Origin of the sequence: Anoxybacteroides rupiense, assembly GCF_014196195.1 — a bacterium.
GTDB classification, from domain to species: Bacteria; Bacillota; Bacilli; order Bacillales; family Anoxybacillaceae; genus Anoxybacteroides; species Anoxybacteroides rupiense.
Genome location: NZ_JACIDF010000002.1, coordinates 104,204 through 121,070, shown reverse-complemented (window position 1 = coordinate 121,070; position 16,867 = coordinate 104,204). Strand labels below are relative to the sequence as shown.

The 16,867-nt window shown below is 44.2% G+C and carries 18 protein-coding genes; 12 read left to right on the top strand and 6 right to left on the bottom strand.

The window, feature by feature from the left end:
• Window positions 1-51: 51 nt before the first annotated feature.
• Complete coding sequence (gene recU, locus GGQ95_RS04130; protein WP_066145361.1) at window positions 52-648, bottom strand: Holliday junction resolvase RecU; 597 nt, start codon at window positions 646-648, stop codon at window positions 52-54.
• Between the two features lie 203 nt (window positions 649-851).
• Between recU and GGQ95_RS04125 the strand changes: the two genes are divergently transcribed.
• Window positions 852-1,085, top strand: coding sequence for a hypothetical protein (locus GGQ95_RS04125; RefSeq protein ID WP_044742295.1), 234 nt, complete (start codon window positions 852-854; stop codon window positions 1,083-1,085).
• A gap of 27 nt (window positions 1,086-1,112) precedes the next feature.
• Window positions 1,113-1,481, top strand: a complete 369-nt coding sequence (locus GGQ95_RS04120; protein ID WP_044742296.1) for a YppE family protein — start codon at window positions 1,113-1,115, stop codon at window positions 1,479-1,481.
• 423 nt (window positions 1,482-1,904) lie between these two features.
• On the opposite strand, the gene GGQ95_RS04115 is transcribed toward GGQ95_RS04120, so the two are convergent.
• The gene (locus tag GGQ95_RS04115) at window positions 1,905-2,081 is read right to left on the bottom strand and encodes a YppF family protein (protein ID WP_082063547.1); all 177 of its coding nucleotides are present in this window, start codon (window positions 2,079-2,081) and stop codon (window positions 1,905-1,907) included.
• A gap of 413 nt (window positions 2,082-2,494) precedes the next feature.
• On the opposite strand from GGQ95_RS04115, the gene GGQ95_RS04110 reads away from it, so the two are divergent.
• On the top strand, window positions 2,495-2,902 hold the full coding sequence (locus GGQ95_RS04110; RefSeq protein WP_044742298.1) for a YppG family protein: 408 nt from the start codon (window positions 2,495-2,497) through the stop codon (window positions 2,900-2,902).
• A gap of 254 nt (window positions 2,903-3,156) precedes the next feature.
• On the opposite strand, the gene GGQ95_RS04105 is transcribed toward GGQ95_RS04110, so the two are convergent.
• Complete coding sequence (locus GGQ95_RS04105) at window positions 3,157-3,411, bottom strand: sigma-G-dependent sporulation-specific acid-soluble spore protein CsgA (RefSeq protein WP_066145358.1); 255 nt, start codon at window positions 3,409-3,411, stop codon at window positions 3,157-3,159.
• Between the two features lie 260 nt (window positions 3,412-3,671).
• Window positions 3,672-4,139 (bottom strand): Hsp20/alpha crystallin family protein, encoded by a 468-nt coding sequence (locus GGQ95_RS04100; protein WP_183186414.1) that lies wholly within the window; start codon window positions 4,137-4,139, stop codon window positions 3,672-3,674.
• Window positions 4,140-5,064: 925 nt separating this feature from the next.
• On the opposite strand from GGQ95_RS04100, the gene GGQ95_RS04095 reads away from it, so the two are divergent.
• The 5 genes from GGQ95_RS04095 (at window position 5,065) to GGQ95_RS04075 (ending at window position 10,505) form a co-directional block, all read left to right on the top strand.
• Window positions 5,065-5,739, top strand: coding sequence for a response regulator transcription factor (locus tag GGQ95_RS04095; RefSeq protein WP_044742301.1), 675 nt, complete (start codon window positions 5,065-5,067; stop codon window positions 5,737-5,739).
• A complete protein-coding gene (locus GGQ95_RS04090) occupies window positions 5,736-7,136 on the top strand; it encodes a HAMP domain-containing sensor histidine kinase (RefSeq protein WP_044742302.1) in 1,401 nt (466 codons plus the stop codon). Before GGQ95_RS04095 ends, GGQ95_RS04090 begins: the two co-directional genes overlap by 4 nt.
• Before the next feature lie 35 nt (window positions 7,137-7,171).
• Window positions 7,172-7,339 (top strand): hypothetical protein, encoded by a 168-nt coding sequence (locus GGQ95_RS04085; protein WP_172798628.1) that lies wholly within the window; start codon window positions 7,172-7,174, stop codon window positions 7,337-7,339.
• Between the two features lie 57 nt (window positions 7,340-7,396).
• Window positions 7,397-7,936 (top strand): glycerol-3-phosphate responsive antiterminator, encoded by a 540-nt coding sequence (locus GGQ95_RS04080; RefSeq protein ID WP_275900421.1) that lies wholly within the window; start codon window positions 7,397-7,399, stop codon window positions 7,934-7,936.
• Between the two features lie 364 nt (window positions 7,937-8,300).
• Window positions 8,301-10,505 carry an alpha-galactosidase gene (locus GGQ95_RS04075; RefSeq protein WP_183186412.1) on the top strand — a complete coding sequence of 735 codons (2,205 nt, stop codon included), beginning with the start codon at window positions 8,301-8,303 and terminating at the stop codon, window positions 10,503-10,505.
• A 5-nt stretch (window positions 10,506-10,510) separates the two neighbouring features.
• Here GGQ95_RS04075 and GGQ95_RS04070 read toward each other — a convergent pair whose 3' ends face one another.
• Window positions 10,511-11,293, bottom strand: a complete 783-nt coding sequence (locus tag GGQ95_RS04070) for an EcsC family protein (RefSeq protein WP_183186411.1) — start codon at window positions 11,291-11,293, stop codon at window positions 10,511-10,513.
• A gap of 294 nt (window positions 11,294-11,587) precedes the next feature.
• Here GGQ95_RS04070 and GGQ95_RS04065 point away from each other — a divergent pair, with 294 nt between their 5' ends.
• Genes GGQ95_RS04065 through GGQ95_RS04050 form a run of 4 tightly spaced genes read left to right on the top strand, consistent with a single transcriptional unit; the run spans window position 11,588 to window position 16,317 of the window.
• Window positions 11,588-12,748 carry a galactokinase gene (locus GGQ95_RS04065; protein WP_183186410.1) on the top strand — a complete coding sequence of 387 codons (1,161 nt, stop codon included), beginning with the start codon at window positions 11,588-11,590 and terminating at the stop codon, window positions 12,746-12,748.
• Window positions 12,749-12,769: 21 nt separating this feature from the next.
• On the top strand, window positions 12,770-13,756 hold the full coding sequence (gene galE / locus GGQ95_RS04060; RefSeq protein ID WP_183186409.1) for a UDP-glucose 4-epimerase GalE: 987 nt from the start codon (window positions 12,770-12,772) through the stop codon (window positions 13,754-13,756).
• A 2-nt stretch (window positions 13,757-13,758) separates the two neighbouring features.
• The gene (galT, locus tag GGQ95_RS04055) at window positions 13,759-15,285 is read left to right on the top strand and encodes a UDP-glucose--hexose-1-phosphate uridylyltransferase (protein WP_183186408.1); all 1,527 of its coding nucleotides are present in this window, start codon (window positions 13,759-13,761) and stop codon (window positions 15,283-15,285) included.
• 12 nt (window positions 15,286-15,297) lie between these two features.
• Complete coding sequence (locus tag GGQ95_RS04050; RefSeq protein WP_183186407.1) at window positions 15,298-16,317, top strand: LacI family DNA-binding transcriptional regulator; 1,020 nt, start codon at window positions 15,298-15,300, stop codon at window positions 16,315-16,317.
• 65 nt (window positions 16,318-16,382) lie between these two features.
• On the opposite strand, the gene GGQ95_RS04045 is transcribed toward GGQ95_RS04050, so the two are convergent.
• Entirely contained in the window at window positions 16,383-16,820 is a 438-nt protein-coding gene (locus tag GGQ95_RS04045) for an Hsp20/alpha crystallin family protein (RefSeq protein ID WP_183186406.1), read from the bottom strand.
• Window positions 16,821-16,867: the final 47 nt, after the last annotated feature.

Sequence of the window (16,867 nt, the reverse complement as noted above, 5' to 3'; positions counted from 1 at the left end):
AAGCAAATCCTACCTTTCTAATCATTGTAAGAAATTGATTTGATTTCTTACTTAAAAGTAGATGTTTTCTACTACTCTAATATAATCAATTCGAGGTTGATAGCCAAGTGAAATGTGATGGCCATACTGTTCAATTTCTTGTTTGGTTAGCGATTTTCTACCGCCAGATTGCTGTCTTTCCCAAAAGGAAAGCAAATGCGAAGCATCCAGCAGGTACACTTCACCCAAGGAAGCGAAACGCAAAATAACGAAGCAAATGGCTCCATGCTGAAGCACCTGCCTCATGTGCTGAATTTGATGCTCGTGAAAATTTTTTAAAGGGAAAGAGGTTGTATTTCTCGTTTCCTTTGCCTCAAAATCAATATATTTACCGCGATAAACACCGTTATAGTCCGTTGTTGATGCTTGTTTAAAATAGGCCTCTTTAATGACAGCAGCGCTGCGCTTTGGATAGTCAACACGGACAATTTGAATCGGTGTCGGCTTTTTATGAATGATGGCAATGCCATGCTCGCGGTAATACTCATTGGTGGAATTTAAATCCTCTTCTAACGTCATCCCGCGGTTTCCATAATTTTGATGAAGGGGTTGAACGGCTTCTTCTGTTTCCTTCACTTTATATTGTCTGCCACCGGGATATTTGAACATATTCTCCTCATCTCCTTTGAATGTTTTTTATTATACCATAGGAGAGCTGGAATAGGGGGAATAAAGAAAATGTCGAAATTGCACGAAGAAATAAAAAAGACGACTTTCTTTGCCGAAACGCTTCTAGTTTTGTCAAGTGTGAAGGGAGCACGCGGAAAACGGCGAATGTTTAAAAGCAAACGGGTAAGGGGGAGGATTCGCATATGCGGTGGGTGAGAAAAGAGGAAGTGGAAAAACAACTGGAAGAAATTTTGGAGTTGATGCAGCAAATTGATCAAAAAATGGATGAAATGATGGATGATCTCGTGAAAGAACAGCAGCGAAATCAGCAGTCGCAAATCAACGAGTTAGCTGCGCAGCTTGACCATGTAGAGAAGCAGCTGGATCACGAGGCTGAGAAGAAAGTGTTTGTCGCATCGAAGCTTCATTTTGTATAATGGTTTTCAAAAGGAGAGAAATGCGACATGTATGAACAGCTTAGACGTTTGACAAACGAGTTGCTCAAATATAATGATGAAATTTTACAAATAGCTGAAAAAGCCGTTAATAGCCATGAACAGCCTGATTTTTTCCAGCAGGTAAAGCCGTTTGCTGATGCTGTCAGTCAAACGGTAGAGAAATGGAGGCAGGAGGCGCTCGCTTGGATCCGCACAGAGCGGCCGCAGCATGTTCATTCGCAGCAAATCGAAGCAACAAGCGAAAATATCGAAAAAATTGTAGTCGAGGCGTTTTATCCTGCGGTCAAGCTTCGACGCTTGAAGCAATTTCATCAATCCATTGACTATACTCTTACTCTTGTCAGCGAACGATTGGAAATGAGATCAAATCAATAAAAGGCTATCCATCTGTTAAGGGATAGCCTTATTTATATTTGAGATGAAAGGAAAAGCCTGACCTCCTTTGTATTTGGGGGCATTTTTTCGTATATATCCGCTGTTTGCTTGAAAGGAGGGAGGCTGATCAGCATAGATTAGATGTTGAGTGTTCACTTTTTTTTCAAAAAAATAGGCCTGCTTTTTTCTGGCCTTCCTTTGCAAAAGCCAGAAAGAAAAGCGGGCGCTTCAACATGCTTATCCATGGAACCCATCATTCAGTTTTCTAAGTAGAACATCTACAGAAAGCGGAATTAGTTCACTCGGCTTATGTTCAGGTTATACAGCTTAACCGATAACCGCGAACAGTGGATGTTTCGACCGGGTCGGATGAAATCATGAAAAAGCAGCGAGCCCGTCCTGTCTTCATGAATGATCCATCGGTTATTCAGGCTTATGAGCGCCTGCTAGCTCCAGCTGTCGGGTGAGATCGCGATATTCAGAAATCGTAAGCTCCCCGCGCAGGTATACTTGACGGGCAAAATCAAGCAGCTCGTTGATGCTGGCCGGTTCATAGTTTCTTTTCGCTATAAATTTCCCCTTTAATTCTGTCGTATTCATGATCGATGCCCCCTTTATCCATCTCATCTTTTTGTTCATCTTATCATAAAAAATAATGGTTGATGTAAATTCGAAAAATTGAAACTTCCGACAACATATGACAATTCGTAAGGATGAAAATAGCCCGTTGCTGAACTTTTCCGTTCGCGCACATGGATAAATGAAGGATTTTCAGGATGGATGATGTACGGCGCCATTTTCACTTTTCGCCCATTCTATACATATAATGGTGTCAGCCTATAGAAATGTACTTAGCTTTTTTACAGGTGGAACTTTAGATGAAGTGCGTGTGGCTTTTCGGCGGCGGATGAATCGAATAACGGACTGCGTCATCGATCCATGAATTTTTGTCGTCTTGCCTTCGACCGTTGATTTTCAAGTTGCACGTATATCGAAAAGTGGGGGAGGATGTTATGTATCAATATCCGTATCGTGTTCCGCTTCCGCCGTCATCTCCGCAGTGGCCTTATCCAACAGGGGGATGGCATATGCCCTATTCTCAAGCGTTTTCGCATTGGCCAATCCACCAAGGATACCCAGTGGGAAATTCTATGAATCAGCAGCCTTATTTTATGCACGGCACGAATCCGCCTTATCCAGTAGGAAAAAACGCGGGAGCTCCGTATCCTGTGCCATACGCACCATCTGGTCCGGTGCTAAAGCCGCCTGCTTCAGGCCTTCCGTCGATTATGTCCCAATTTAAAAATTCCGATGGCACATACGATATCAATAAAATGATGAATACAATGGGACAAATGATTCAGACCGTCAATCAAATCGGTGGAGTGCTGAAAGGATTGGTCGGGGCATTTAAAGCATAATAAACGCCATCCTCCTATCTGTGTGAGGATGGCCGATGTTTAGCGATTCATCGTCTGTTTTTACTATGAAGATGGTAGGAGCAAGAATCGTCTCATGAAAGCTTTTGGCGGAGTCCCTTTATGATGAAGAACGCCATTTTCTTAACCTTTCTCCAATGGAGAGACAAGACTCCTGATAGGATGCGGTGTTTCCTTATCACCATAAGGAAACGGCTCCGCATAAAGGCTTATTTTGGATCGCATGCTTTTTTCGGCTAAAGTAGCTGCTCGTATACTTCATTGAGCTGGTGAGCGCGCTTCATGTCTTGTTCGTTCATCGCATAATGAATTTCATACGGCAAAACATGGTTTAAAAAAGCGGCTTCTTTTTGCGATAAATGACGGACAAACTCTTCTTCGTTCGCGTAAGGCTTTTCCAGCAGTTTATGATAAATGTGACTTGGAATATCGTTATGGTAGTCCAGATAATTGGATAGCGCTTCCCGCAGATAAGCTAAGGTGGTTTCCATCTTCTTCATCTCCTTATCGTAAAAATTTTGGGGATTCCGCTGTTGACAGCAATGGGATATGATCAAGAACGGCGCTTCTCTCCTTTTTTCATAGAAAGTCCTTTCATTCATAGAGTCCGTCAGAACGTTAAAAAGTATGTATGGGCGCACACAAGTGTTGATGATTCCTTATTTTACATGAGCTTCTCCCACCTCCACTTCACATAGGGGTGGGAGACTTCTCGGTCGATGTGTTTAAAAAGGTGCTTTTTCTGCACTTTTTAGTTGATATCAATATATTTTTTCTTTTGTGGCAGGCGAATGACCAACTCTCCGTTTTCAAAGGAGGCTTGAATCTCTTTTTCGGTCACAGGATAAGGAAGCGGGATAGAACGGGTAGTACGGTGGTGCATGCGTCGTTTTTTGTAAATCTGCTTTTGTTCGTCTGTTGTCTCCAGTGTTTCATCACTATAGACGGTAAGCTGCAATACCTTTTCATGGAATTCTAATTGAATTTGCTGGCGGTTGACATTTGGGAGATAGGCGGTAATCACATATTCCGCAGCTGTTTCATGGATGTCGATTGGAATATAAGAGCGGGAGAAGGTTTCATGGAAGTATTCATCTAGTGTTTCAAACATTTTTCTGATCGGCTTTTCATCAAAAAATTGATCCACCATTTCACGGAGGCGTTGGAACGGTTCGTCGTCTCGTTTTTTTCGCATAGGTGGTTGAAAATGCTCGTTCATCATGTAGCTCTCCTTTCGCGTTAAAATTCTCTTCTTTAAATGTATTCTCGTTTCGCCAAAAAGGTCACTCCCCATTTTTTTAATGAAATTTCATTTGTTTTTAAGATTGATCCTTTATGATGGAAATGGATGATGAAAAATGCTAATAAAGCCGGAATAAGAGCAGCATTTCTTGAAATGAATCCACACATGAATCGAATGCTCATCCTTTTAACACAACGAACCCGGCATCACGAAGGAGGAGAGCATGTGAGAATGCTGATTACGCTTTTTTTCTCAGGAACGGCTTTATCGTTGCTTATGTATCAGCTTGTTGAAATCGTTCAAGCGTTTATGGATTTATTTGATCACCACTCTTGATAAAAAGACGACAGAATATCACTGGAAAATTGAACGGCCGGTTTTGGATAAGGGAGAGGTGCCTTCGTTACACGAATGTAAAAAGCTTTATATAAAGATCCGCAGGTTGTGCAAAACTAAGCTCAGCTACATCATCGTTGCTGACCGTTTGAAGCGGTTGGCATTTCTTTTTGATATGATATATATGAAGTAACTCGTGGTGTCAAGTCCAATCGACTCACTGGCTGTCTTTGGGCTGTCATCGTGATGGCGAATGAACGGCATCTGTCAACATTCATGTTCGGGCGGCCATTGAAAGCGGCTCATCGCCTGCTCACATAGCGGAGAAATATGGAGGGAGCAAGTTCAATCATCTATAATCGTTGCATGCGATGCTCAGCTAGCATCACGGATATCAATGCCATTTTTTAATGGAGTGAATCACCGCTGGAAAATCCATGCGGCGGCCGGAGACAAGTTGTAGATTTTTAGTTAGGCTTAGCAAAGATCCAGCCACCGCCGCTTCTAGGCTCTTGACTGAGGCCTTGATCAAATAGAATGCGTTGATAGTAGGAGGGAGCAAAAAATGAACAAGCGGATTTTAATTATTGAAGATGAAACCAACCTGGCTCGTTTTATTGAACTAGACCTGCTCCATGAAGGATATGAAGTATGTGTATGTAATGATGGAAGGAAAGGCCTTGATCTTGCTTTATCGGAAGAGTGGGGGCTTATTTTGCTCGATTTGATGCTGCCGAGCCTCAATGGGATGGAAGTATGCCGGCGTTTAAGAGCGGTTAAGCAAACCCCAGTGATTATGATTACCGCAAGAGACAGTGTATTCGATCGCGTGATGGGGTTAGATAACGGTGCTGATGATTATATTGTCAAGCCATTTGCGATCGAGGAATTGCTTGCCCGTATTCGGGCGCTGTTCCGCCGCATTCAGCCTGCTTCTGAGCAGGAGTGCTTAGCATTTAAGGATCTGCTTGTTGATGTCAAAGCGCGCATCGTGAAAAAAGAAGGGCAAATCATCGACTTGACAAAAAGGGAATATGATTTACTTGTTACCTTTTTACAAAATATTGATATTGTCTTGACACGGGATATGCTTCTTGACAAAGTGTGGGGATTTGATACGGAGGTCGAAACGAACGTGGTCGATGTGTATGTTCGTTATTTGCGTCATAAACTGGATGAAAAAGATAAGGAGCGCTATATTCAAACAGTACGAGGTTCTGGATATGTGATGCGGTCATGAAACCTTTTCGTCTTGGAAACGTCTCATTAAAATGGAAGCTCACTTTTCTTTCAGGGTCCGTGATTTTTGTTATGTACTTTTTATTTACATGCCTGCAATATGAAGTTGTGAAGCAGTGGCTCCTGAATGAAGAAGAAAAAACAATGAAAAAAACAATTGAAGAAATTGAAACTTATTACGAGGAAAAACGTAATATATCTCGAGAGAGCATTCGTGAAGGTCAGCCGTTGCTTGAAAAGTTGAACGAAAAATATCAGGTGATTCGCATTCTTGATGACAAAGGAAATGTGATGGTGTCCGTTTCTAATCATGCATCTGTTTCGTTGCTTCCTGCAGCGCAACCGAAACGATTAGAGATTGAATATCATTTGGTAAATGATGAACGCTCCATTGTGCTGCGCAAGCCGTTTCATTTCGGAACGGCGAGCGGGACCATTGAAATTATTCGTCATCTGGTCAAAGTCCAGCATATGACGAATATGCTGTTCATCATGATGACATGCATCGGTATTATTGCCATGGTCATGAGCGCATTGATTGGAATGTTCATTGCCCAGCATTTTGTCGGACGTCTGCAATCGGTAACGAAAACGATGATGGACATCAAAAATAAGGGATTTGAGCAGCGGATGGATGTCCCTGCTTCAAACGACGAGATGACCCAATTAATGATCATGTTTAATAAAATGATGGATGAGATTCAGGATTCGTTTGAACAGCAAAAGCAATTTGTTGAAGATGCTTCCCATGAATTGCGCACCCCTATCGCCATTTTGGAAGGACATCTTTCCTTATTAAATCGCTGGGGGAAAAATAATCGCGACATTTTAGAGGAATCGCTGCAAGCAGCATCCCAAGAAGTCGTGCGTTTGAAAAAGCTTGTGCTTGAGCTATTAGATTTATCAAAGGCGGAAGCGATTGCTGTTCCTCTTGATCTTCAGCCGATTTCGCCGAGCGAGGCGGCGGAGCAAGTTGTGAAAAACTTTCGTGTTCTTCATCCAAGTTTTCATTTTATCATTGATAACGAGCTTGAGGAAACGGTTCATGTTCGAATGGCCAAGCATCATTTAGAACAACTGTTGCTCATTTTAATGGATAACGCCGTAAAATATTCACAACAAAATAAGAAAATTATGGTTTGTTTAAAAGAAGAAGGAAAATATGTATCAATTTCGGTTGTAGATAAAGGAATTGGAATTCCCCGTGACGAATTAGAAAAGGTGTTTTTGCGTTTCTATCGTGTCGATAAGGTAAGAAGCCGCGAGAAAGGCGGAGCAGGGCTTGGTCTCGCGATCGCAAAGGAAATTGTGGATAAATATAGCGGACAGATTTCGATTCAAAGCGAGGTGGGCGCAGGAACAACAGTGGAACTGTTTATTCCTAAAGCTGTTTTATGAAAAATGACAGAGCGAGGAAGAAAGGTGAGAAGAGAATGGAAGACCACTTGCATGGAGGAATCAATCACCAAAAGAAAGCCATTCAACATGTGATTGAAAAGTTTCAAAAGCGAGGCATTAAAATAAGTGCCTGCAAACCAAGAACGATGCTTTCGCTATCCTGCCTAACGATCATGGAGCCGGCAAAAAGCCATGAATCATAAAGAGAGCAGAAGAGAGGGATGATTTTGAATATCGAACAGCAAAAGATCATTCCTGCCATGAAAACAATGAAAGATTTTGATCGCTTTTTAAGCAGCCCATATCGGTATGGGGTGTTGCTGGAATTGCATATTTCGCAGTTGAAAAGCGTGTTTCGTTATGCGTGCCAGCATAAAAAAAGCTTAATCATTCATGCTGATTTAATTCAAGGGCTAAGCCATGACGAGTATGCGGCTGAATATTTGTGCCAAGAATTTAAGCCGTACGGATTGATTTCAACAAGGGGAAGCGTGATTATGAAGGCAAGACAAAAAAAGGTGCTGGCTATCCAACGCATTTTTCTGCTTGATTCTCACGCTTTGGAAAAAAGCTATCAGCTCATTGAAAAAACGAAGCCGGATTTTATCGAGGTGATGCCTGGGGCCATGCCTCATGTCATTCGCGAGGTGAAAGAGCGGACAGGCATTCCGATTTTTGCCGGGGGGCTGGTACGCACGATAGAGGATGTCGAACGTGCATTGAATGCAGGGGCATCAGCGATTACAACTTCCAATCAAGAACTGTTGGAATATTATAGAAAATATAACGAAATTCAATAGGCAGATCGGGTTTGTTTAAAAATAATGTGAATAAGGCGCCAGGAGATTAGGAGAGACCGCGCATGCATGATAAGCAGAACGCTTGTCGTGTTTGGTGTGGTCTCTTTTGTTTTTTACACAAGGAAAGGGGATGTAGCGCCTGTGTTCGAGTATCCAACGCGATAAAGATGTGAAAAAGAAGAGAGGAGCGAAATATGATGTAATGAGTAATCAACGAAAGATCTCCTGCTCACAAGGGGACAGATGTTGACGCATCCGGTTTATTTATAATGTATAGCATTGCGTACCATCCCTATAGCACAACGGGTGCGTTCATTTTGGTTTGCACATTTTTTCGAATATATCATACGGAGGAGGAAAGCGGATGGCCATTTCATTTGATCCTGCGACAAGCCAGTTTCATTTGCAAACAAGCAAGGCAAGCTATGTCATGCAAATTGTTAAATCAGGCTACCTAGCTCATTTATATTGGGGAAAGCGGATTCGCAAAGCTTCTCTCTCAAGAAAGCTGCGGTTTCGGGGACGCGCCTTTTCTCCTAATCCTTTGCCGAACGATCGGTCGTTTTCTTTAGACACGCTGCCGCAAGAATATCCAGCATACGGCAATACCGATTTCCGCACTCCAGCCTATCAAGTGCAGCTTGAAAACGGATCGACGATTTCTGATTTGCGCTATCACATGCATCGAATTTATAAAGGAAAACCAACGATCAAAGGATTACCAGCAACATATGTAGAGAGCGAGGAGGAAGCAGAGACGCTTGAAATCGTCTTGGAGGATCGGCAAACGGGATTGCGAGCGATTTTATTATACACCGCATACGAGGAATTCGGCGCTATCACTCGTTCGGTTCGTTTGGAAAATCAAGGGACAGAGCGGATTAAACTATTACGGGCATTAAGCATGAATGTCGACTTTCACGACGCGGATTATGAGTGGATCCATTTGTCGGGAGCTTGGGCGAGGGAACGGTCAGTGGTTCGAAGCAAACTGAGGGAGGGGATCCAATCGGTTGAGAGCCGTCGAGGAGCAAGCAGCCATCAGCATCATCCGTTTATCGCTTTATTGCGGGAAGCTGCGACTGAAGATCGGGGAGAAGTGTATGGACTGAGCTTTGTATATAGCGGAAATTTTCTTGCCCAAATAGAGGTTGACCAGTTTCGTACCGCCCGTGTCGTGATGGGCATCAATCCGTTCGATTTTGCCTGGCTATTGGAGCCGGGCGAATCGTTTCAAACGCCGGAAGTCGTCATGGTCTACTCTGATCAAGGACTGAACGGGATGTCGCAAACGTTCCACGAATTATATCGTGCCCGGCTTGCTCGCGGGGCGTTCCGAGACCGCGAACGTCCGATTTTGATCAATAGCTGGGAAGCTACGCACTTTGATTTTAATGAAGAAAGGATCATCCACATTGCAAAAACGGCTGCGGAGCTTGGCATTGAGTTGTTTGTGCTCGATGATGGCTGGTTTGGACATCGCGATAATGATAAAAGCTCATTAGGGGATTGGATCGTTGATAAACGCAAGCTTCCAAATGGATTAGAGGGACTGGCGAAGCAAATCCATGGAATGGGGCTGAGATTTGGAATATGGATAGAACCGGAAATGGTTTCCGCTGATAGCGACCTGTATCGGAAGCATCCTGACTGGTGTCTGCATGTTCCGAATCGGCCTCGTTCGGAAGGAAGAAATCAGCTTGTTCTCGATTATGTCCGCAAGGAAGTATGTGATTATATGATTGAAGCGATCACAAATGTGCTTGCCAACGCTCCTATTTCGTATGTAAAGTGGGATATGAACCGACATATGACAGAAATTGGCTCTCCTTCCTTGCCTCCGGAGCGACAGCGGGAAACAGCGCACCGATATATGCTCGGTCTATATCGAGTAATGGAAGAAATCATATCGCGATTTCCACAGATTTTGTTTGAAAGCTGTTCAGGAGGAGGGGGGCGCTTTGATCCGGGGATGCTTTATTACATGCCGCAAGCATGGACCAGTGACAATACAGATGCGGTTTCCCGCTTAGCCATTCAATACGGAACGAGCTTTGTGTATCCGGTTATATCGATGGGAGCGCACGTATCGGCCGTTCCGAATCGCCAAGTCCATCGAATCACCTCTTTGGATATGCGCGGCCATGTAGCGATGTCAGGAAATTTTGGCTATGAGCTCGATGTCACAAAATTGAGCGGCAAAGAGCGGGCAAAGATAAAGGAACAAGTCGCTTTTTACAAACAAATTCGCCGTCTTGTCCAGTTCGGCACCTTTTACCGCATATTGAGCCCATTTTCGGGAAATGAAACTGCTTGGATGTTCGTATCTGAAGATCAAACGGAAGCGTTCGTTGCTTACTTCAGGGTGCTAGCAGAAGCCAATCCGCCGCTCGCTTTTATTCGCCTGAAAGGGCTTGATCCACATAAAAATTACCGTATCATGGATAGCGGCGAAACATACGGAGGGGATGAGTTAATGTATGCTGGACTGAATGTGCCGGAACGATCGGGAGATTTTGTAAGTGTCATATGGCTGTTAAAAGCAAATCAAATAGAATCCACTGTCTAGTCAGGTTAGACAGCGGATTCTATTTGATGAATCTTTTCCAAAATTCTTCGTTTTCGATACAGCATTTTTCCTGTTTCTGCAATATCTTCGATAAACATTTTGTTAAACATGGATCCAAAAATAATTCCAACGATCGGAACGATCTGAAATAGTTTTTTCCATCCATATTGATCACGGAAGGTCATTAATACCTCGCGCCATCCTTGCAGCTGTGAAAAGACTTGCTGATGGTCGTTGGAAAATGAGGACAGCTGGTCAATAATCGCTTTTTTGCCAACGATATCGGCCGAAGTGAATTGCAGGCACTTGACAATGAAAATGCGTTCCTTTTTTTCTTTTGGATCATATCCATACGTGAGCGCGATTTCCTGTAAGGTTTTTAAAGCGAGCCCAAGAAGGACAGGGATATCAATAGCCAGTGTAAAAACGCCACCGATCCCGGTTGTTGCTCCTTGATATTGTGCAAAAGCGATTCGTGATTCAATGAACTCATCGCAAATGCGATCCATTTTTTCAAGCGGCAGATGAGATACTTCCTCAATCGATGACGCGGGAAATCTTTCAAGAACTTTTTCATTTTGCACAAGGTATTGCCCGCCTGTTTGGATATAGCTTCCAAGCTCATCTAAGAGCTGGCCCAGCTTTTTATGGATGATGGCTGGCGTGACCTTGTCCAACAGCTTAAATGGCAGACGGCCTAGCTTTTCCCAAAACCATAAATCTTTTTGGTCTTTTTCCCATTGTTCGATTTTATGTAGTTCTCTTTCAAGATCAAATTTATTTTCCATGAATGAGCCCCCTTTATTCATAAGGTGGATATGTTTATGATTTGTTATACGTTCAAAGCGAAAAAATGTTTCAAAGCGCAAAATTTATCATTGTGATTAAGTAAAAACGATAGTAAAATTTTTAGTAAACATTAATATATATTTTACTGAAGGTTCTATTTGATAGATAGATACATCAACATTTGTTCTAAAGCGAGCAGATGATGATCCGATTTCGCTCAACTGTGGGGCTAAAGATTCGATTCGTTCTAGCAATAAAGATGGGAATAAAGCTAACCGGCAGGAGGCATGTAAATGATGAAAGAGTTAATGGATGATTTTGTTTCTTTATTTGGTAAAGGCAAAGGAGACATTCGCGTGTTTTTCGCTCCGGGACGCGTCAATTTGATCGGTGAGCATACGGATTATAACGGCGGACATGTCCTGCCGTGTGCGCTACATATCGGGACATATGCGCTTGCCCGAAAAAACGGCAGTTCATGGATTCGCCTGTTTTCGAAAAATTTTTTCGAACATGGAGTAGTGACTGTTTCGCTTGATGATTTAGCTTATCATCGAGAACATGGATGGGCGAATTATCCAAAAGGAATGATCGCTACCATGCAGTTAGCATGCTCAATAGACACCGGATTTGACGTTCTTTATTATGGAAATATTCCAAATGGAGCTGGTTTATCCTCTTCCGCTTCGATTGAACTGGCCACAGCTGTCCTGATCAATACGCTATTTGCTGGAAACATCGATATGCTTGAGCTTGTCAAATGGAGCCAACAGGTAGAAAATCAATATATCGGCGTGAATTGTGGCATCATGGATCCGTTCGCTATTGGAATGGCGAAGTTTAACCATGCGCTTCTATTAAACTGCCAAACACTAGCGTATCGCTATTTGCCATTAAGCTTTCAGGATTGTTCGATTGTGATCGCCAACACCAATAAACAACGGGGATTGGCCGATTCAGCGTATAATGAGCGGCGAGCGGCGTGTGAAGCCGCGCTTGCAAAGTTGCAGAAGGAGATCGACGTTCATTCCCTTGGAGAGATGACAAGCGAGCAGTTTGAGCGGTATGAACATCTTCTTTCTCCTAGCGAACAAAAACGAGTTCGCCATGCCGTTACCGAAAACGAGCGAACGATGGAGGCGGCGGAGGCATTAGAACGAGGCGATCTAGCGCGCTTTGGCGAACTGATGCGGCAATCGCATGTCTCATTGCGTGACGATTATGAAGTGACATGTATAGAACTTGATACTCTTGTAGAAACAGCGTGGAAGCACGAAGGAACCATTGGCGCTCGCATGACGGGAGCCGGTTTTGGCGGCTGTACAGTGAATATTGTGAAAGACAAATATATCGCTTCATTCATTGAACGGGTCGGATGTGAATATAAGCAAAAAATTGGCTATGAAGCGAGCTTTTATGTGGCAAAAATCGGCGGCGGAGCGAGAGAAATATAAAGAAGAAAAGGAGATGGTATAATGATTCTTGTTTGCGGAGGAGCTGGCTATATTGGGAGCCATGCGGTGTATCGGTTCATTGAAAAAGGTGAAAAAGTCGTAGTCGTGGACAATTTGCAAACGGGACATCGTGAAGCGGTCCATCCAGAAGCGATCTTTTGTCATGGAGACATTCGTGACCGCCGTTTCTTGCGGCATGTGTTTAGCAGCTATGACATGGATACGGTGATCCATTTCGCGGCTCATTCTCTTGTGGGTGAAAGCATGCAGGAGCCGCTAAAGTATTATGATAACAATGTGTATGGGACGCAAGTGCTGCTAGAGACGATGAATGAGTTTGATGTCAAACGCATCGTCTTTTCGTCGACGGCTGCCGTATATGGGGAACCGACGCAAATACCGATCTCTGAAACCAACCCAACAGTGCCGGAAAGCGCATATGGCGAAACGAAGCTAGCGATGGAACAAATGATGAAATGGGCCGACAAGGCTTACGGTATCCGTTATATTTCGCTGCGGTATTTTAATGTGGCTGGGGCATATGGCGCTTATTTAGGAGAGGATCATCATCCAGAAACGCATTTAATTCCGCTTATATTAAAAGTGGCGTTAGGACAGCGAAGCGAGATACAAATTTTTGGCGAAGACTACGACACGCATGATGGAACATGTATCCGTGACTACATCCATGTTCTTGACTTAGTCGATGCTCACCTATTAGCAGTAGAAAAATTGAGAAACGGTGGCACAAGCGACGTGTTCAACCTCGGAAATGGAAGCGGATTTTCTGTGAAGGAAGTGATTGAAGCCGCTCGTCGCGTGACGGGTCGCGACATTCCAGCGCTTGTAGCGCCAAGGCGTGCCGGCGATCCAGCGAGATTGGTCGCTTCTGCGGAAAAAGCGAAGCGGGAGCTTGGTTGGAAGCCAACGTATACGAACATCGATGACATCGTGGCCTCTGCTTGGGAGTGGCATCATGCAAAACCGAACGGGTACCGAGGTGTGTGAATGTGAACATTTATGAAGCGATTGAGCAGCTTGTTCAGTACGGGGTTGCCCAAGGGCTGATTCAGCGGGAAGATGTCATTTATGTGCGCAATCGGCTGCTTGCCACGCTTGGGCTAGAAGAGTGGCACCCCTCTGAAGAGCTTCCGCCGCTTCCGTCCTCCCCCTCCCCGATTTTAGCAGCGATTCTCGATTGGGCGTACGAGCAAGGGCGATTGCAAACCAACACGGTAACGGAGCGGGATATATGGGAAGCGAAGCTGATGAATTGTCTCATGCCGCGACCGTCAGAAGTCATTCGCGAGTTTTTGGCCAAATATCGAAACAGCCCGATGGAGGCGACCGGCTGGTTTTATTCATTGAGCTGCGCTTCTAACTATATTCAAATGGATCGGATTGCAAAAAATCGTCAGTGGAAGGTGAAAACGGAGTACGGGGATATTGATATTACCATTAATTTATCAAAACCGGAAAAAGATCCAAAGGATATTGCTCAATTAAAAGCGAAGCCGCCTTCGTCGTACCCGAAATGTGTGCTCTGTGCGGAAAATGAAGGATATGCGGGAACTTGGCATCATCCGGCGCGCGCCAATCATCGCATGATTCCGCTTTCGCTATTAGATGAACAGTGGTATTTTCAATATTCTCCTTATGTATACTACAACGAGCATTGCATCGTTCTTAGCGGTAAACATGTACCGATGAAAATGGAACGGAAGACATTTGCCCGCTTGCTCGATTTTATCGAACAATTTCCGCATTATTTCATCGGATCGAATGCTGATTTGCCAATTGTCGGCGGCTCCATTTTAGCGCATGACCATTTTCAAGGCGGGCGTTATGGATTCGCCATGGAGAAAGCGGCCATCGAGGAATCGATCCAGCTGCCATCTTATCCGTCATTAACCGTCGGCATGGTTCGCTGGCCGATGTCAGTCATCCGTTTGCGCGGCCAAAAATCCGAGGTGCTCAATGCGGCCGATCTGATTTATCAAACATGGCGAACCTATAGCGATGAAAGCGTCGGGATTCTCCATGAAACCGGCGGCACACCGCACAACACCGTGACACCCATTGCGCGTCGGCGTGGCGATTTATTTGAGATGGATATCGTTTTGCGCAACAATCGGACATCTGAAGAGCATCCGTACGGCATTTTCCACCCGCACGAAGAGTTGCATCATATTAAAAAGGAGAACATTGGACTGATTGAAGTAATGGGGCTTGCGGTTCTTCCGGGACGGCTCGCGGCCGAATTGGATGCGCTCAAGCAGTGCCTTGTGCGCAATATTCCAACGGAACATTGGGATGCGCCGCTGCGGAAGCACGCCGGTTGGATCGAACGGATGCGCGGTCGATACAACCGTTTCAGTGAGGAAAATGTGGAAGAGATGTTGCGCTATGAAGTCGGACAACGCTTTATTGTCGTGCTTGAACATGCGGGCGTGTTTAAACGGACGGAAGAAGGAAAGCGGGCGTTCCGGATGTTTTTGCGGAGGGTAGCAGAACAGGCGCATGTGGAAAGGAAGTGACATGTTTCATCCATGGCGACATTAAAAGAAATCGCAGAAAAAGCGGGAGTGTCGGTAGCGACCGTGTCACGCGTATTAAATTATGATCCAACGCTCTCTGTGTCAGAAGAAACGAGAAAGCGAATTTTTGAAATCGCACAAGAGCTAAATTATAAAACGATGCGTGAGCGCAGCCAACAAACGGCGAAAGAACGGTTGCGATTCGGCCTTGTCCATTGGTACTCTGAAGCTCAGGAATTAGGTGATCCTTATTATATGGCGATTCGCTTAGGGGTGGAAAAAGAATGTTTTCATCGCCAAATTGAACTTGTGAAATTGTTTAAGCAGGACGGTTCCTATGAGTCCGAATGGCTCTCAGGGCTCGATGGCATCATCGCGATCGGAAAATTCGGCCCAAAAGATATTGAGGTGTTTTCATCAAGCGCGGAACAAATAGTGTTTGTCGATTTTGCGCCTGATGAAAAGCGGTTTGATTCCGTTGTCGCCGATTTTCGCCAATCGATGATTGGCGTGCTCGATTACCTTCTCTCTCTTGGCCATAAACGTATTGGCTACATCGGCGGCCGGGAGTATATCGATGGAAAGACACCGATTAACGATGAACGGGAAGCGACGTTTTATGAATATTTATATGTAAAAGGAATCTATCGTCCGGATTATGTATTCACTGGACGCTTTACGGCGGAAGATGGATATATACTGATGAAACAAGCGCTAACGAGAAATGATCGTCCGACTGCTTTTTTCATTGCTAGCGACTCGATGGCGATCGGCGCCTTGCGAGCACTGCATGAAGCGGGTGTTCGTGTTCCAAAAGATATGTCACTGGTCGGATTTAATGACATTCCCACATCAGCGTTTGTTCAGCCGCCGCTGACAACCGTTAAAGTGCATACGGAATTTATGGGGGAAACCGCCGTTGAACTGTTGGTTGAAAGGCTTTCCACCAAGCGGCATTTGTCAAAAAAAGTCGTCATCCCGACTGCCTTAGTTGTCCGTGAAAGCAGCGGTGTTTATATAAAAAAGGATTGATTTTATGTATATGGAAAAACAGGGTGTTCTTGATGCAGGACACCCTGTTTTTATAGACAAACGGTTCAATGAAATTGAATATCGATCGATTTTCGTTGCTGATTATTTGTTTTCGGAACATGGATATTGAGGACGCCGTTTTTATAGGTTGCCCGAATTTGTTCAGCATCTGCGTCAGAAGGAAGCGGAATAGAACGATGAAAGCGGCCGAAAAAACGCTCGCGCCGATGTATTTGTTCTTCTTTGACGGATTCGTCTCGTTGAATGGTTCCGCTGATGTGAAGAGTTTGCTGATGAACATCGATATGAACATCTTCCTTGCGTTCAAGCCCCGGAAGATCGCAGGAAATCATATATTCCTTATCGGTTTCATGCACATCAACGCGCGGCATCATCGTTTCGCTATCATGAAATAATGGTGAAAAATCATGAGTAAATAAACGATTGAAATCGCGCCGCATCGTTTCTAAATGACGAAATGGATCATAAGGCACTAATGGCATTGGCCATTCCTCCTTTCTTTCTTCATGTCGATTATAGTATTTTTCTC

Excerpts from the sequence above, each read along its gene's own strand:
- recU (WP_066145361.1), bottom strand. The coding sequence starts at position 648 with ATGTTCAAATATCCCGGTGGCAGACAATATAAAGTGAAGGAAACAGAA.
- GGQ95_RS04125 (WP_044742295.1), top strand. The coding sequence starts at position 852 with ATGCGGTGGGTGAGAAAAGAGGAAGTGGAAAAACAACTGGAAGAAATT.
- GGQ95_RS04120 (WP_044742296.1), top strand. The coding sequence starts at position 1,113 with ATGTATGAACAGCTTAGACGTTTGACAAACGAGTTGCTCAAATATAAT.
- GGQ95_RS04115 (WP_082063547.1), bottom strand. The coding sequence starts at position 2,081 with ATGAATACGACAGAATTAAAGGGGAAATTTATAGCGAAAAGAAACTAT.
- GGQ95_RS04110 (WP_044742298.1), top strand. The coding sequence starts at position 2,495 with ATGTATCAATATCCGTATCGTGTTCCGCTTCCGCCGTCATCTCCGCAG.
- GGQ95_RS04105 (WP_066145358.1), bottom strand. The coding sequence starts at position 3,411 with ATGGAAACCACCTTAGCTTATCTGCGGGAAGCGCTATCCAATTATCTG.
- GGQ95_RS04100 (WP_183186414.1), bottom strand. The coding sequence starts at position 4,139 with ATGAACGAGCATTTTCAACCACCTATGCGAAAAAAACGAGACGACGAA.
- GGQ95_RS04095 (WP_044742301.1), top strand. The coding sequence starts at position 5,065 with ATGAACAAGCGGATTTTAATTATTGAAGATGAAACCAACCTGGCTCGT.
- GGQ95_RS04090 (WP_044742302.1), top strand. The coding sequence starts at position 5,736 with ATGAAACCTTTTCGTCTTGGAAACGTCTCATTAAAATGGAAGCTCACT.
- GGQ95_RS04085 (WP_172798628.1), top strand. The coding sequence starts at position 7,172 with ATGGAAGACCACTTGCATGGAGGAATCAATCACCAAAAGAAAGCCATT.
- GGQ95_RS04080 (WP_275900421.1), top strand. The coding sequence starts at position 7,397 with ATGAAAACAATGAAAGATTTTGATCGCTTTTTAAGCAGCCCATATCGG.
- GGQ95_RS04075 (WP_183186412.1), top strand. The coding sequence starts at position 8,301 with ATGGCCATTTCATTTGATCCTGCGACAAGCCAGTTTCATTTGCAAACA.
- GGQ95_RS04070 (WP_183186411.1), bottom strand. The coding sequence starts at position 11,293 with ATGGAAAATAAATTTGATCTTGAAAGAGAACTACATAAAATCGAACAA.
- GGQ95_RS04065 (WP_183186410.1), top strand. The coding sequence starts at position 11,588 with ATGATGAAAGAGTTAATGGATGATTTTGTTTCTTTATTTGGTAAAGGC.
- galE (WP_183186409.1), top strand. The coding sequence starts at position 12,770 with ATGATTCTTGTTTGCGGAGGAGCTGGCTATATTGGGAGCCATGCGGTG.
- GGQ95_RS04050 (WP_183186407.1), top strand. The coding sequence starts at position 15,298 with ATGGCGACATTAAAAGAAATCGCAGAAAAAGCGGGAGTGTCGGTAGCG.
- GGQ95_RS04045 (WP_183186406.1), bottom strand. The coding sequence starts at position 16,820 with ATGCCATTAGTGCCTTATGATCCATTTCGTCATTTAGAAACGATGCGG.